Raw genomic sequence first — 13492 nt, forward strand, 5'->3', positions numbered from 1 at the left:
AGCCCCCTACTCCCACTCAATGGTTCCAGGGGGTTTGGAAGTGGTGTCATAGACAACGCGGTTGATGCCCTTGACTTCATTGATGATACGGGTCGAGACGCGGCCGAGGAAATCATGGGTGAAGGGATAGTAATCCGCCGTCATCCCATCTGTGGAAGTCACGGCGCGGAGCGCGCAGACATAGTCATAGGTGCGGTTATCGCCCATCACACCGACGGTCCTGACGGGCAGCAGCACCGCGAAGGCCTGCCAGATCTCGTTATAAAGCCCGGCCTTCCTGATTTCATCGAGATAGATGGTGTCAGCCTTGCGTAAAATTTCCAGACGGTCGCGGGTGATCGTGCCGGGAATGCGAATGGCGAGCCCCGGCCCCGGGAAGGGATGCCGGTCCACCAGTTCCGCCGCCATGCCAAGCTCACGGCCGAGATCGCGCACCTCGTCCTTGAAGAGCTCGCGCAAGGGCTCCACCAGTTTCATATTCATCCGCTCCGGCAGGCCGCCGACATTATGGTGCGACTTGATGGTGACCGAGGGTCCGCCAGAGAAAGAAACGCTCTCGATCACGTCCGGGTACAGCGTGCCCTGAGCCAGGAATTCCGCGCCGCCGACCTTGCTGGCCTCCTCGTCGAAGACATCGATGAAGATCCGGCCGATGGTCTTGCGCTTCACTTCCGGATCATCGACCCCCTCAAGCTCGCCGAGGAACAGATCGGAGGCATCGCGGTGGATCAGCGGAATATTGTAATGATCGCGGAACAGGCTGACCACCTGCTCCGATTCGCCGGCCCGCATCAGGCCGGTATCCACATAGACGCAGGTGAGCTGATCGCCAATCGCCTCATGAATGAGGACGGCAACGACAGAGCTGTCCACACCGCCCGACAGCCCGCAAATGACCTTGCCACTGCCCACCTGACGGCGAATGCTGTCTATTGCCTGATCCTTGAAGGCGGCCATGGTCCAGTCGCCCTTAAGGCCACAGATTTTATGCACGAAATTGGCAAGTAATTCGCTGCCGCGCGGGGTATGCACCACTTCCGGGTGAAACTGCACACCATAGAACTTACGCGCCTCATCGGCGATGGCGGCAAAGGGCGCCCCATTCGATGTGGCGACAACCGTGAAGCCCTCCGGAATGGCGACCACATGATCGCCATGGCTCATCCAGACCTGATCGCGCCGCCCCGTCTGCCACACTCCGTCGAACAGGGAGCAATGATCAACAATGTCAATATTGGCGCGGCCGAATTCACGGTGATCGGGCGCCTCCACCTTGCCGCCAAGCTGATTGACCATGGTCTGCTGCCCATAACAGATGCCAAGGACAGGCACACCCATCTCGAAAACCTCATCGGGTGCGCGCGGTGTTGCTTCGCCGATGACGGAGGCCGGACCGCCGGAAAGGATGATGCCCGCCGGGTCAAACTCCTTGAGCCGTCCGGCGGCATTGTTGAAAGGAATGATTTCGCTGTAAACCCCGGCCTCCCGGACGCGTCGCGCGATCAGCTGGGTGACCTGACTGCCAAAGTCAATGATCAGAATACTGTTCTTCATAGACGGGGTTTAGACAAACTCACAAGAACTGTCCAGCCCGTTTGTGACCGGGCTGGAAAATTCCGCAAAATCAGGGGAAAAGCTCAGCTCTGCTTCGCTTTATAATCGTCAACCGCGCGTTTCAACATAGTGTATTCCGGACATCCAAAAAAGCAGATGGCGTCCAGCTTGACCAGATGTTCCTCCGCCTTGGCGAGATTCCCGGTCTGCAGATAGGCTTCACCGATATATTCATTGGCGCCCTTGTGCTCCGGATCAATGGCGAGGGCCTTGTTATAATAATCAAAGGCCGCGTCGTAATTCTTCAGCTTGCGGTTGGCAAAACCGAGATAATTCAGCGCATCGGCGTTTTTCGGGTCAGCTTCCGCGACCTTGGTAAAGGCAGTGATGGCGGCATTCCAATCCTGTGCATCAATGGCCGTCTTGCCCGCCGCAAAATCAGGATTTTCCGCCGTCTCCGATGATGAGCTGCTGCCCATGGCGAACACGATCTGCGCCGCGAGAAGCTGCGCGGCGAACAGGCCAAGGGCGGCCTTGATAAATGTTCTCAGTGTCATTGTCCCAACCTTTCCCTGAAGCGGATCCTGTCCGCCAATTTCCCGTCTGCGCCATTATACGGCATATTTTGTGGCAACACCATGTCACGAGATGGTGACGCGCCGGGCTTTGAGTGTAAATAAGGATTTAATCGCGTTTTTGTAGAAGGGCGACAAAAAATCCGTCGCTGCCAAAATCCGCCGGGGTGAGGCTGAGGAAATCCTGATCCCATTGACCGCCAAGCCCCGCAGCCGTCCAGATCATCGATACTGGCAACAGATCAAACTCCGTATGGGTGGCAAGAAACGCCGCCACCTGCTCTTCATTCTCCTCCCGCAGGATGGAACAGGTGGCGTAAATCAATATCCCGCCCGGCGCCACCAGCGGCGCGGCCCGCGCAAGAATTTCCTGCTGTATTTTCACCAAGATATCCAGCCGCTCGCCGGAGAATTTCCACTTCTGGTCCGGTTGCCGCCGCCAGGTGCCGGACCCTGAGCAGGGCGCATCGACAAACACCCGGTTCGCCGCACCTGCAAGAGGGAGCAGCACCTCATCCGCATCATCGCGCAGCACATGGGGGTGTATAATTCGTACGCCCGCCCGCCGGGCACGCCCCCTGATATCGCGCAGGCGCCGCCCCTCGATATCAAAGGCGTGAATCATTCCGCTATTCCCCATCATTGCCGCCATGGCGAGGGATTTGCCGCCGCCACCGGCGCAAAAATCAATGACCATCATACCGCTTTCGGCTCCAGCGAGGCGGGCGGAAATCTGCGCCGCCTCATCCTGCGGCTCGATCAGCCCGCCTTCCACAAACGGATGCCGGGAAAGATTGATCCGGCCATCAAGCGTGATCCCGTCCGGCGACAGGGCTGTCGGCAGGGCGTCGATCCCTTCCTCCCGCAGCAGATGCAGCAGATCATCGCGTGTCGCTTTCAGGGCGTTGACGCGAAAGGTGACCGGCGCGCCCTCATGATAGGCCGCCATGACCGCCGCCGCTCCGTCGCCATACTGATCAGTGATTTTCTGGTAAAGCCAGTCCGGGAAATTGCTGAGCGCAACATCACCCATCGCCTCGTCATCGAGCCGGGCGGCGCGGGAGAGCGCCAATGCCTCATCGTCGTCCGGCACGGAAAGGCCGTGCGGTCCGCCGAACCAGCCCGCCGTCACATCCGCCATGTCCAGCCTGTCAATCCGCAGCAGATAAAGAAGCGCAAGAACACGCCCGATCGTCGGCAGGCCAACCGCCGCAGCCGCTCCGGCAAGCTCTCCCTGACGCCGCAGGGCTTCGAACACCCGCTCCGTTATCCAGCGGCGATCCTTCGATCCGGCAAAGCGGCGGGACCGGAAATAGGCCGCAACGATTCCTTCGGCAGGACTGTCAGTGGCGGCAATCTCTTCCAGCAGCTCAGCAAGCGCCGCCAGCCGTGCGGCCGGGGTCACCCGTCCTGCCGGTAGTTGGGCGCTTCGCGGGTGATGGAAACATCATGCACATGACTTTCACGCAGACCCGCATTGGTGATACGGACAAATTCCGCGTTCTTCTGAAGCGCCGTGATATCCTTCGACCCCGTATAGCCCATCGCCGCTTTAAGACCGCCGACAAGCTGATGAATAACCGCATTGGCGGGACCGCGATGGGGCACCCGCCCTTCGATCCCCTCCGGTACCAGCTTCAGATTATCGGAAACTTCCTGCTGGAAATAGCGGTCGGCCGATCCGCGAGCCATGGCACCGAGCGAGCCCATGCCGCGATAGGATTTGAAGGACCGGCCCTGATAGAGGAAAACCTCTCCCGGGCTTTCATCGGTGCCAGCAAGCAGCGAGCCAACCATGGCCGATGATGCGCCACCTGCCAGCGCCTTTGCCAGATCGCCGGATGTCTTGATACCGCCATCGGCGATAATGGGCACGCCGCTCGCCGCTGCGGCCTCCGCCGCATCCATGATGGCGGTCAGCTGCGGCGTACCGACGCCCGCAACGATACGCGTTGTGCAGATGGAACCGGGGCCGATCCCAACCTTCACCGCATCCACCCCGGCGTCAATCAGTGCCTTTGTGCCCGCCGCGGTGGAGACATTACCACCAATCACCTGCGTCGAGTTGGAGAGTTTCTTGATGCGGCTCACGGCCTCCAGCACGCGGCTGGAATGGCCATGCGCCGTATCGACAACCAGCACGTCCACCTCGGCATCCATCAGGGCTTCGGCCCGCGCAAATCCGTCATCGCCGATGCCGACAGCCGCGGCAACGCGCAAACGGCCCTGATCATCCTTGTTCGCATCAGGGAACAGGGTGGAGCGTTCAATATCCCGCACCGTGATCAGCCCCGTACAGCGGTAATTCTCATCCACCACCAGCAGCTTTTCAATGCGGTGGCGATGCAGCAGCTTCTTCGCTTCCTCCTGCGTCACGACTTCCCGCACGGTCACAAGATTTTCGCGGGTCATCAACTCGCTGACCGGCTGGCGGGTGTCGGTGGCAAAACGCACATCGCGGTGGGTCAGGATGCCGACCAGCTTGCCGCTGCCCCGCTCCGTCACCGGGATCCCGGAAATCTTGTGCGACTGCATCAGAAAGAGCGCATCAGAGAGCGGCGCATCCGGCGCAATGGTCAGCGGGTTGACGACCATGCCCGCCTCGAACTTCTTGACACGGCGGACCTCGTTGGCCTGCTCCTCAACCCCGAGATTCTTATGCACGACCCCGATACCGCCGGCTTGCGCCATGGCGATGGCCATGGTCGCTTCGGTCACCGTGTCCATGGCGCTGGACACCAGCGGAATGCCGAGCGTAATGTCCCGCGTCAGCCGCGTTGCGGTACTGACATGGGAGGGGAGGATTTCAGAAGCCGCCGGTTGCAGCAGCACGTCATCGAATGTATAGGCTTCGCGGATTTTCATCGGGCAACTCCATGAGCCCTTGGCTCACTATATATGGTGTTGATCAATTCCTGCCAGCGCAGATATACGAACCCGTGGGCGAAATGATCTTGGGAATTGCGGCGCAATCATACAGCGAGATTTGAAAATTCCTAGCCGGAAATTTGCCTGATCCGCATTTTTTTTGGCATTGCAGCAATGGCCCGGATGTTTTCCATCCCGCCGTCCCTTTGTTCCTCTTCGCATGGCTTTTTCTTGAAATGACAAATGGTTTCAGTCTCAATGATGAAAAAGGAGAAGTTCATGCCGACTATTGCCGCCTATATCGGTGCCGCTATTGCCGAAATTGCCGGATGCTTTGCCTTCTGGGCATGGTTGCGTATGGATAAGCCGATCTGGTGGCTTATCCCCGGCGTTATCTCGCTGGTCCTGTTCGCCTGGCTGCTCACACTGGTGGAGAGCGCCGCAGCAGGTCGCGCTTATGCCACCTATGGCGGGATCTATATTGTAAGCTCGCTCGCCTGGCTCTGGGCGGTGGAAGGGCTTCCCCCGACCGCTGGGACATCATCGGCGGCATCATCTGCCTGATCGGCGCCGCGGTTATCCTCTGGGGTCCGAGAGCGGCAGGCTGATTATTCGTCCGTGTTTTTCTTCTGCGTACGCCCCGTATAACTTGGAATCTCGCCCGCATTGTATTGTTGCGTCCAACCGCGATGTTCTTCTAACTTTTTTATTAAATCCTGCTCATCTCCCGGCCCCGGAATCCAACTCATATCCAAGGGCTGTAAGTCTTGCAGTTTCGCGTCCTCAACACCACGGTTTTTATAGGATATACGAAGAGATTCGGCGACAGAATCACAATACTTATTAAGATTTTTAAATAATTCATCAATATCTTTTTGTTCATGAGCACCAAGGCTTATCAGATTACGAACAGTTTTTTCATCCCGATGACCAATCAGCTTGTTTCGAGCAGGAAGAACAAGTTCTCGATACCTATCCAATCCTTTTGAAAAATTTTTGATCTCACTGGTCAAGAGATTATTTTCACATAGCAATTGATTTAATCTCTTGTGAGTAAAATTCGTAAAACCTCCTTGCCTCGCCGGATCTGTCAGTCGGCAAACCTGCAGTATATAATATTCTTGCAAGGCCCTTCCAATAAAGTCAAAGAATTGGGCGGCTGCCTCATGAAGCAGTTGAACCGTCCCGTCATCCCTTTCGAAAAGTATATGGAAGGTCTGATAGGTAATACGCAGTTCAATGCACTCTTCCCGAAATTTTTTCAAAAATTCGCGAATACCGTCTATTTCTTGACAGTTATTCATTTCGCCCGCGAAAGCCGGTGGCGATGACATAGGCCTCACGGCTATCGGCGCGGCTGGCTTCGGGCTTGGCGTGGCGGACATTTTCGAAATCCCGCTTCATCAACTCCAGCAGGTCATTCTCCGTCCCGCCCTTCAGCACCTTGGCAATAAAAACTCCGCCCGGCGCCAACACATCAATGGCGAAGTGAAGCGCCAGTTCACACATCATGACAATACGCAGATGATCGGTCTGCCGATGGCCGGTTGTCGGCGCCGCCATGTCGGAGATAACCGCATCGACCGGACCGCCAAGCGCCGCCTTGACGCGGGTATCCGCATCCTCCGCCGTGAAATCGAGCTGCATCACCGTCGCACCCGGAACCGGCTCCATTTCCAGAATATCGACGGCGAGGACCTTGCCCTTGCCCTTCTCCGCGCCGACACGTTCCACGGCCACCTGCGTCCAGCCGCCTGGCGCAGCCCCAAGGTCAACCACCGAAAAGCCGGGTTTCAGCAAGCCATAGCGATCATCTAGCTGCATCAACTTGAACGCGGCGCGCGAACGCAGGCCACGTGTCTTCGCCTCCACCACATAGGGATCATTAAGCTGTCGCTGCAACCAATGGGTGGAGGAGGTTTTGCGCCCCCGCGCTGTCTTCACCTTGGTATGAAGAAGACGGCCGGTCATACCTGAGGATTTACCGCCCCCCCGGCGGCTCCCCCGCCCTGCTCTCTCACTCATGATGCTGCCTTCTGTTCATCCGTCATGACGGCTGTACTCTTGTCCGCCTGTTTCTCCTGCTTCGCCTGACGGCGGGCTTCCGCCGCCTCCTGCCGCTCCCGTCCGGCGCGCCGCATCATGCCAAGCAACATACCCTCGCGCAGGCCCCGATCGGCCACGCGCAGTTTCTTGACCGGCCAGCGGCTGTGCATGGCCTCGACAATCGCGCAGCCGGAAACGACAAGATCCGCCCGCTCCCGTCCGATGCAGGGCTCTTGCAACCGCTGCTCATAATCGCTGCGGGCAAGGCGGTGACAGATATCGAGCATGGCGGACGCATTGAGCCACGCCCCGTCAATACGGCTGCGGTTATATTTCTCAAGCCCGAAATGCACGCCGGCCAGCGTCGTGACCGTGCCGGAGGTGCCGAGCATCTGCACCCGCCCCTCCCGAATGCGCGCAGCGATGCTATGCTCGGCCTCAAACGCATCCACATGGCGCAACACCTCTGTCATCATGCCCTGATAAGCGTCCTCCGTCACACGGATACCACCATGCCGCTCGGTCAGGGTGACCACACCGACGGGGATCGACATCCAGCCCAGCACCTCGCTCTGCTTGCGGCCCTTGAGGCCAAGCCAGACCAGCTCCGTACTGCCGCCGCCGATATCGAAAACGAGCGCATGCTGATGCCGATAGTCGATGAGCGGCGCGCAACCTTCGGCGGCGAGCGTCGCCTCCTCCGCCGTGCTGATGATATCCAGTTCAATGCCGCAATGCTGCTGCACGCGGCCGAGGAAATCGTCGCTATTATTCGCCTTGCGGCAGACTTCCGTTGCCACACATCGCATATGGGTGACGCCCGCGCGGCGCATTTTCTCGGCGCAGATACGCAGCGCATCGACAGTCCGCTGCATCGCATCGTCGGACAGGCGGCCGCTGAGGCTGACGCCTTCTCCAAGACGGACGATCCGCGAAAAACTGTCAATGACACGGAACCCCTTGCCCTGCTGCCGGGCGATCAGCAGCCTGCAGTTGTTCGTACCAAGATCCAGGGCGCCGAACACTTCCGGCTTGTCGCCCCTGCCATTCTGAAACCTGCGTCGATGTTTTCCGCGCTCACCCTTTGCTGTTCTCCGGGGTTGTGATGTTGCCACCCAGGACTACCTCCAGGTAAAAATTTGCGGCCTACGGGCTTATGGCCCCGGCCTGTTCCCGCCATGCTAACAGGTTTCCGTGCGACGTTCATTTATAATTTGCGCAAACAGTTTTTTATCGAACGTTGACAGGCCGCTGCGGAATTGCTACTAGAGCCGCCAGCCGCACCATATCGGTCGCGCGCGCCGCCTCAATGGTGGGGAATCGTCTAATGGTAGGACAGCGGACTCTGACTCCGTCAATCCTGGTTCGAGTCCAGGTTCCCCAGCCATCCGCCTTCGCTGATTTTACCGAACAATCTCTACAGTTGTCATACCAAAATTTCGCTAGTCGGCAATTCTATTAGTCAGTTCAAACAACCTCATGCACAGTTGATTTTGTTGCACTTTTTCTCCAATAAGTAGTTTTTCATAAAAAAAGGCCAGACAAATACTATATATGGTGTAGTGCTTTGGCCCCTAATACTATTTTCTTGACAAGCAACAACAGCCAACGTACTCTCTTTGTTCTTGCCTAGCCTGAGAGGGGTTTATTGAACACAGAGAACGCAGAAACAGGTATATGGTATAATGTGGATCCCGAGAAAATCGGGAGGGAATTTGATGATTTTCGAAAATCAAGCTATTTCCCAGAAGACTTCCGCGGAATTCTGAATGGCATAGTCCCTTCAAAAGATAGAGAAATCCAAATTATCCGTAAAAATATCAACGTTGACCTAAAAAAACGTGATGGCAACTATGCCCCATGCAACTTATGTCACACCAAAGCCAAATGGCTCCGTAGCGGATATTTGATTTTGGACGAGCTTGGTCATCTCTACTTAATTGGCCCTGATTGTGGTAACGGCCATTTTCCTGATTTTGTTGTTATTGACCACCAATTCGATAAGGACACAGCCTACAATCGTGCTTACGATTTTTTGTTGGATGAAATTACACATATCATCCATATGGTTGAATATATCAGGCAATTATTACCTTTTGCCGAAACTTTTGAGAGTGCACTATCGAAATTAAAGAAATCTAGTACGGTCTTAGACACATTTCGGAAAATAGTTAACAAGCAAGACGGCAATATGTTGGTTTATGCACGTCGGCAGGTGATTGCCGCGAACGGGAATGCAGTGCCGGAAGAATATTTAGAGACATATGGGAAGTTGTCTGGAGGGAATTCGTTAAATGCCTTTGGGAAAAATAGCCCCGTAAGCCAATTATATGATGCAATCGAAATTTTTAAAAAATTTGGACACAATGAAAATACGGCGTTTACTTTTTTAGCCGACACTGAGGCAAAAAACAAAGACTTGATCGCAGAGCTAGCATCAGAAATTCGAGGCGCAAATGCCAAAGTTGCTGAAGCTTACAAAACACTTGAGACGGCTCAGATTTTTTTCAGTGTTCGAAATTTTAACGTGATTAAAGGTTGGGTTGAACATCCAGATTGCCCAGAGGATTTTGAAATAGAAATACAGCAAAACCATAGAATGATATGGGCATCAAACGCTCGAAAACACTATCGGATTGATGTGCAAGAACTTCTTAAACCACTTCCCTCTTCACCGATTAGGTAACCCGAACTATATCTCCACATCCCCCTTCAACAACCGCTGCGCAATGGTTTTGTTGAGGATTTCGTTGGAGCCGTCGGCGATATTGACGATGCGCAAATACTGCCAGGCTTCGGCGAGGCCGACTTCGTTGGTGAGGCCGATGGCGCCGTGGGCCTGAATGGCGCGATCCACCGCCTTGAGGCCGACCTGCACCGAATAGGCCTTGGTCATGGAAAGCTCCTTGATCGCCGCCTCCCCCTTATCGAGCAGGCCGGTTGAGTTCAGCCCCATCAGATGCGCCGCATGCAGCTCCGTCGCGGCGGTGGCGAGCGGGAAGGAAACCCCCTGATATTCCGCAATCGGCTTGCCGAAGGCAATGCGCTGCTTGGCATATTCAAGCGCCAGCTCAATCGACCAGCGGCCGATGCCGACGGCGCGGGCGGAGTTGTAAATACGCCCGAGAGACACGCCGTAAAGCGCCGCGCCGAAGCCGTTATCCAGCTCCCCCACAAGTTGCCAGGGCTCGACCCAGAGGTCTTCGAACACCAGCTCCGCCTCGTCCCCGCCGATATGGCCGAACAGCTTGACGACGCGCTGCACAGTGAAGCCCGGTGCATTCGTCGGCACGAGGAAGGCAGAGATGCCGCCCTTTTTCGCCGCTGCCTTCTCGCTGTCCGTCACGGCGAAGAGGATGCAGTAATCAGCAATCGGCGCGTTGGAGGTCCAGATCTTGCGCCCGTCAATGACCCAGCCGTCGCCATCCTTGCGGGCGCGGGTCTTGATCATGCTGGCGTCCGATCCCGCCCCCGGTTCGGAAAGGCCGAAGCACATGGATTTCTCACCGCTCATGAGGGGCTCCAGAATCTCCTCCCGCGCGCGGTCCGTCACCTTTTCGAGCAGCCGGCTCGGCCCGAAGGCCCAGTGCGAGAGCGCATAGAGCATCATCCAGTTATGTGGTCCGCAAGTATGGAACAGCTCTTCCCAGCAGACATAATAGGCCTGCATGCCAAGCCCGCTGCCGCCCAGCGCCTCCGGCACGCACATCTGGTAATAGCCCGCCCGGGCGGAGGCCATGCGGATTTCCTTGATCAACTCCCGCACCGGCGCGGAAAGTCGGCCATCCTCCTCATATTTGAGGCGCGGATTCTCCAGCAGCTCGCGATTCTTTTCATGCCGCGGGATGACCTCCTGCAGGGCGAAATTGCGAATGCCGTCCCGTACCTCGGCAATGGATTCCGGTAGATCAAAGGCAATGGCGGTCATTCTTCTGTTCCTTCCAAATCTGATGCCGTACGGAGAAACATGCGCACAAACCGCAGGGCACCCTATTGTTATTATTGAATTTTTTCGCGCAAATCTGATTTTTCTTGCTTGTTTTCTCAGAGGCGAAAATTGTGCCGAAGTCCGCCTCTAAAGTAAAGCGGGAAGTCGTGGCGCGGAACCCCGTCGGACCAAAACATCCATTGGGAGCATAAAGGGCTTTACAGATAATTTATTTAAGGATATTTAATATCCTTATGGATATATTTTATCCTTAAATAAAGGAACCTTCAATGACCCAACGACTGGACTACGCGAAACAATCCCCCCGGCAATTCAAAAAATATGTGGACTTCTCCATGAGCCTGCGTGACATCTCCATCGACCAGACCCTGCATAGCCTGATCGAATTGCGCGCCTCCCAGATCAACGGATGTGGCTTCTGCGTGGATATACATTCCAAACAGGCCAAAATACACGGCGAGAGAGAGTTACGATTGTATCACGTGCCGATCTGGCGGGAATCACCCCTGTTCAGCCCTCGCGAGCGGGCGGCCCTGGAATGGACCGAAGTTCTAACCAGGCTCCCGGAAGGCGGCGTGCCCGATGAAATCTATGAACTGGTGCGCAAGGAATTTTCAGAACAGGAAATTTCCGACCTCACCTTCTGCATCATGGCCATCAATGGCTGGAACCGCGTCAGCATCGCCTTCAAGAGTGTCCCCGGATCCATGGACACGGCCAATGGCCTCAACAAGGCGGGCCTGAACTGAGGTTACGCACCTATCCCGCCGGAACAGAGACAGGGTTGCGGCGGGATATCAAATGGCATGATTTGCGGATACATTCATTTGCGGATATCCTTGCGCCTTAATTAGGAGCCTGTGTCAGGCATATACCGCGGGGATCAGGATGATACTGAAAAGTCAGGTTGAATGGGCGCTGCATTGCTGTGCAATCCTTGCCAGGTTGCCAGAGGGCCGATACCTTTCGACCAAGGCGCTCGCCGAATTTCACGGCATCCCCAAAGAGTATCTGTCAAAAGCGCTACAAGCGGTTTCTCAGGCTGGCCTGGTTGAGACGACATTGGGGCCAAGTGGCGGCTACCGACTTGCGAAACCCACGACAGACATCACCTTTCTGGATATCGTTGAGGCTGTTGAGGGTAAGGCCCGCACCTTCACCTGTACCAATATCCGCGAAAACAATCCCTGCCTGCCCAAAGGCTATTGCGACGACAGGCCCTGCGCCATCGCCCGCGTCATGTGGCAGGCCGACGAGGCCTGGCGCGCTTCTCTCCACTCTGTCCGTCTTTCCGATCTCATGACCACACTCGCCGAGGATATTCCGCCCGACATATTCAGAAGCAGCGCCGACTGGGTGCAAAGGCGTTTGAAGTAACGTCTCGCCCCTCAACGCCGGAATTATGTTCTGAGCGCATCCTTATCCTCATCGGGGGCAGTGGAAGGCACCGTCGGCGCACCAAGAAGCTTTTGCCCACGAGCATTGAAGCGCCCCGGCGCCGGTAGCATATTCCTTGCCTGTGCGCCAATCTGCACCGTGCGGTCACGTATTTCGGCGAGTTTTTCATCCTCCGGCAGGAACGACCAGGCCAGCAGGGTGAGCAGCACAGTGAAAGGCGAGAGCAGCAGGCTGAGCATCGCCCAGGTAATCAGTGCCGACCCGAAACTGGCAATCGTTTCCGAGCCTTCCAGCCGGGCGATCAGGATGACCAGCATGGCGAAGGCATGCGGCACATAAAGCCCAAGTCGCAGCGCATCCATAAACCGGCGCTCCCGCAGCCGGGGACGGATCAAGCCATACAGCCAGACGCCGACATAAGTGAGGGGGGCAAAAAAGAAAAAGAGAAGCGCGCAGTTACCGAGCAGGGAAAGCCCCCAGCCATCCGTAGCTCTGCCACGATAGAAAATATCCAGCAATACCACAGCCCCGGCCATAAAAAGGGCGGCGATAAGCGGCGCGGCGGTGACTAGGCGTTCTTTGACGCTACTGGCGCGAAGACGGGCATGAGCCGTTGCCAGAAACACCCGCAGCTTTGCTTTTAACCCTGATTTCTGCGAATTCTGCATGGTACCCGATCAGCTGGAAACGCGACACAGCCATCCGATGGATGGCTGACGCACAGATTTACCATAATCGGCAGGATTGCCAAGGCGGTTTTTCGGGCACACATGCCCCCGCCCCGTCGGGATCAGTTGATGCCGCTGTTCAGCGGGCGGACAGGCTACGGATAGCCGTTGATACATCCACAAATTCATGGGACAGCACCTTCAAGGTTTTGGCATTCTCCCTTCGCGCAGGCCCGCCTTTATCCGCATCACTGCTTTCAAGCATCAGGTCCAGCGCCGCGAGATTGGCCGCCGTCGCCCGGTCCGCAACAGATTTGCGATTAAGCCGCGGGGAATTGGAAAATTCCGCTTTCAGCCCCTCAACGATGGCCGTCAAATCCTGTTGCCGCATGGCTTTACCCTTTCCTGATAACCGGAGGCCATCTTAACGCGCA

General features: G+C 56.4%; 13 protein-coding genes, 1 tRNA gene and 1 pseudogene. 5 read left to right on the forward strand and 10 right to left on the reverse strand.

Annotation, left to right across the window (positions count from 1 at the left end; all coding sequences use genetic code 11):
* Nucleotides 1-6: 6 nt before the first annotated feature.
* The 4 genes from guaA to guaB all read right to left on the reverse strand — a co-directional run bounded on the left by guaA (nt 7) and on the right by guaB (nt 4994).
* Complete coding sequence (guaA, locus tag CMN55_RS12590) at nt 7-1554, reverse strand: glutamine-hydrolyzing GMP synthase (protein ID WP_293950164.1); 1548 nt, start codon at nt 1552-1554, stop codon at nt 7-9.
* A gap of 83 nt (nt 1555-1637) precedes the next feature.
* On the reverse strand, nt 1638-2111 hold the full coding sequence (locus CMN55_RS12595) for a tetratricopeptide repeat protein (RefSeq protein ID WP_293950165.1): 474 nt from the start codon (nt 2109-2111) through the stop codon (nt 1638-1640).
* Between the two features lie 127 nt (nt 2112-2238).
* Nucleotides 2239-3534: an RsmB/NOP family class I SAM-dependent RNA methyltransferase gene (locus CMN55_RS12600; RefSeq protein WP_293950166.1), complete on the reverse strand. Its 1296-nt coding sequence runs from the start codon at nt 3532-3534 to the stop codon at nt 2239-2241.
* The gene (guaB, locus tag CMN55_RS12605; RefSeq protein WP_293950167.1) at nt 3531-4994 is read right to left on the reverse strand and encodes an IMP dehydrogenase; all 1464 of its coding nucleotides are present in this window, start codon (nt 4992-4994) and stop codon (nt 3531-3533) included. The genes CMN55_RS12600 and guaB overlap by 4 nt, the downstream gene beginning before the upstream one ends.
* 282 nt (nt 4995-5276) lie before the next feature.
* Here guaB and CMN55_RS12610 point away from each other — a divergent pair.
* A pseudogene (locus tag CMN55_RS12610) lies at nt 5277-5605 on the forward strand (YnfA family protein).
* Here CMN55_RS12610 and CMN55_RS12615 read toward each other — a convergent pair.
* From CMN55_RS12615 to CMN55_RS12625, 3 genes are read right to left on the reverse strand one after another with little or no spacing between them, the layout of a single operon-like run.
* Nucleotides 5606-6382 carry an AbiU2 domain-containing protein gene (locus CMN55_RS12615; RefSeq protein ID WP_293950169.1) on the reverse strand — a complete coding sequence of 259 codons (777 nt, stop codon included), beginning with the start codon at nt 6380-6382 and terminating at the stop codon, nt 5606-5608. It abuts the pseudogene before it with no gap.
* Nucleotides 6294-7022: an RlmE family RNA methyltransferase gene (locus CMN55_RS12620; RefSeq protein ID WP_293950170.1), complete on the reverse strand. Its 729-nt coding sequence runs from the start codon at nt 7020-7022 to the stop codon at nt 6294-6296. The genes CMN55_RS12615 and CMN55_RS12620 overlap by 89 nt, the downstream gene beginning before the upstream one ends.
* Nucleotides 7019-8068, reverse strand: a complete 1050-nt coding sequence (locus CMN55_RS12625) for a Ppx/GppA phosphatase family protein (protein ID WP_293950171.1) — start codon at nt 8066-8068, stop codon at nt 7019-7021. Before CMN55_RS12625 ends, CMN55_RS12620 begins: the two co-directional genes overlap by 4 nt.
* Nucleotides 8069-8356: 288 nt before the next feature.
* On the opposite strand from CMN55_RS12625, the gene CMN55_RS12630 reads away from it, so the two are divergent.
* Both CMN55_RS12630 and CMN55_RS12635 read left to right on the forward strand, forming a co-directional pair.
* Nucleotides 8357-8430: transfer RNA gene (locus CMN55_RS12630), tRNA-Gln, on the forward strand.
* Nucleotides 8431-8691: 261 nt separating this feature from the next.
* Entirely contained in the window at nt 8692-9729 is a 1038-nt protein-coding gene (locus CMN55_RS12635; protein ID WP_293950172.1) for a hypothetical protein, read from the forward strand.
* Nucleotides 9730-9735: 6 nt separating this feature from the next.
* Here the strand turns inward: CMN55_RS12635 and CMN55_RS12640 are convergent, their stop codons facing one another.
* Nucleotides 9736-10971: an acyl-CoA dehydrogenase family protein gene (locus CMN55_RS12640; protein ID WP_293950173.1), complete on the reverse strand. Its 1236-nt coding sequence runs from the start codon at nt 10969-10971 to the stop codon at nt 9736-9738.
* Between the two features lie 290 nt (nt 10972-11261).
* On the opposite strand from CMN55_RS12640, the gene CMN55_RS12645 reads away from it, so the two are divergent.
* Both CMN55_RS12645 and CMN55_RS12650 read left to right on the forward strand, forming a co-directional pair.
* Complete coding sequence (locus CMN55_RS12645; protein WP_293950174.1) at nt 11262-11741, forward strand: carboxymuconolactone decarboxylase family protein; 480 nt, start codon at nt 11262-11264, stop codon at nt 11739-11741.
* 139 nt (nt 11742-11880) lie between these two features.
* Nucleotides 11881-12369, forward strand: coding sequence for an RrF2 family transcriptional regulator (locus CMN55_RS12650; protein WP_293950175.1), 489 nt, complete (start codon nt 11881-11883; stop codon nt 12367-12369).
* Nucleotides 12370-12392: 23 nt separating this feature from the next.
* Here the strand turns inward: CMN55_RS12650 and CMN55_RS12655 are convergent, their stop codons facing one another.
* Both CMN55_RS12655 and CMN55_RS12660 read right to left on the reverse strand, forming a co-directional pair.
* Nucleotides 12393-13058: a hypothetical protein gene (locus CMN55_RS12655; protein WP_293950176.1), complete on the reverse strand. Its 666-nt coding sequence runs from the start codon at nt 13056-13058 to the stop codon at nt 12393-12395.
* Between the two features lie 139 nt (nt 13059-13197).
* Nucleotides 13198-13449, reverse strand: a complete 252-nt coding sequence (locus tag CMN55_RS12660) for a hypothetical protein (protein ID WP_293950177.1) — start codon at nt 13447-13449, stop codon at nt 13198-13200.
* Between the last annotated feature and the right edge of the window lie 43 nt (nt 13450-13492).

The sequence above is a fragment of the Sneathiella sp. genome (assembly GCF_002694385.1).
Classification (GTDB): Bacteria; Pseudomonadota; Alphaproteobacteria; order Sneathiellales; family Sneathiellaceae; genus Sneathiella.

Excerpts from the sequence above, each read along its gene's own strand:
- guaA (WP_293950164.1), bottom strand. The coding sequence starts at position 1,554 with ATGAAGAACAGTATTCTGATCATTGACTTTGGCAGTCAGGTCACCCAG.
- CMN55_RS12595 (WP_293950165.1), bottom strand. The coding sequence starts at position 2,111 with ATGACACTGAGAACATTTATCAAGGCCGCCCTTGGCCTGTTCGCCGCG.
- guaB (WP_293950167.1), bottom strand. The coding sequence starts at position 4,994 with ATGAAAATCCGCGAAGCCTATACATTCGATGACGTGCTGCTGCAACCG.
- CMN55_RS12615 (WP_293950169.1), bottom strand. The coding sequence starts at position 6,382 with ATGTCCGCCACGCCAAGCCCGAAGCCAGCCGCGCCGATAGCCGTGAGG.
- CMN55_RS12620 (WP_293950170.1), bottom strand. The coding sequence starts at position 7,022 with ATGAGTGAGAGAGCAGGGCGGGGGAGCCGCCGGGGGGGCGGTAAATCC.
- CMN55_RS12640 (WP_293950173.1), bottom strand. The coding sequence starts at position 10,971 with ATGACCGCCATTGCCTTTGATCTACCGGAATCCATTGCCGAGGTACGG.
- CMN55_RS12645 (WP_293950174.1), top strand. The coding sequence starts at position 11,262 with ATGACCCAACGACTGGACTACGCGAAACAATCCCCCCGGCAATTCAAA.
- CMN55_RS12650 (WP_293950175.1), top strand. The coding sequence starts at position 11,881 with ATGATACTGAAAAGTCAGGTTGAATGGGCGCTGCATTGCTGTGCAATC.
- CMN55_RS12655 (WP_293950176.1), bottom strand. The coding sequence starts at position 13,058 with ATGCAGAATTCGCAGAAATCAGGGTTAAAAGCAAAGCTGCGGGTGTTT.
- CMN55_RS12660 (WP_293950177.1), bottom strand. The coding sequence starts at position 13,449 with ATGCGGCAACAGGATTTGACGGCCATCGTTGAGGGGCTGAAAGCGGAA.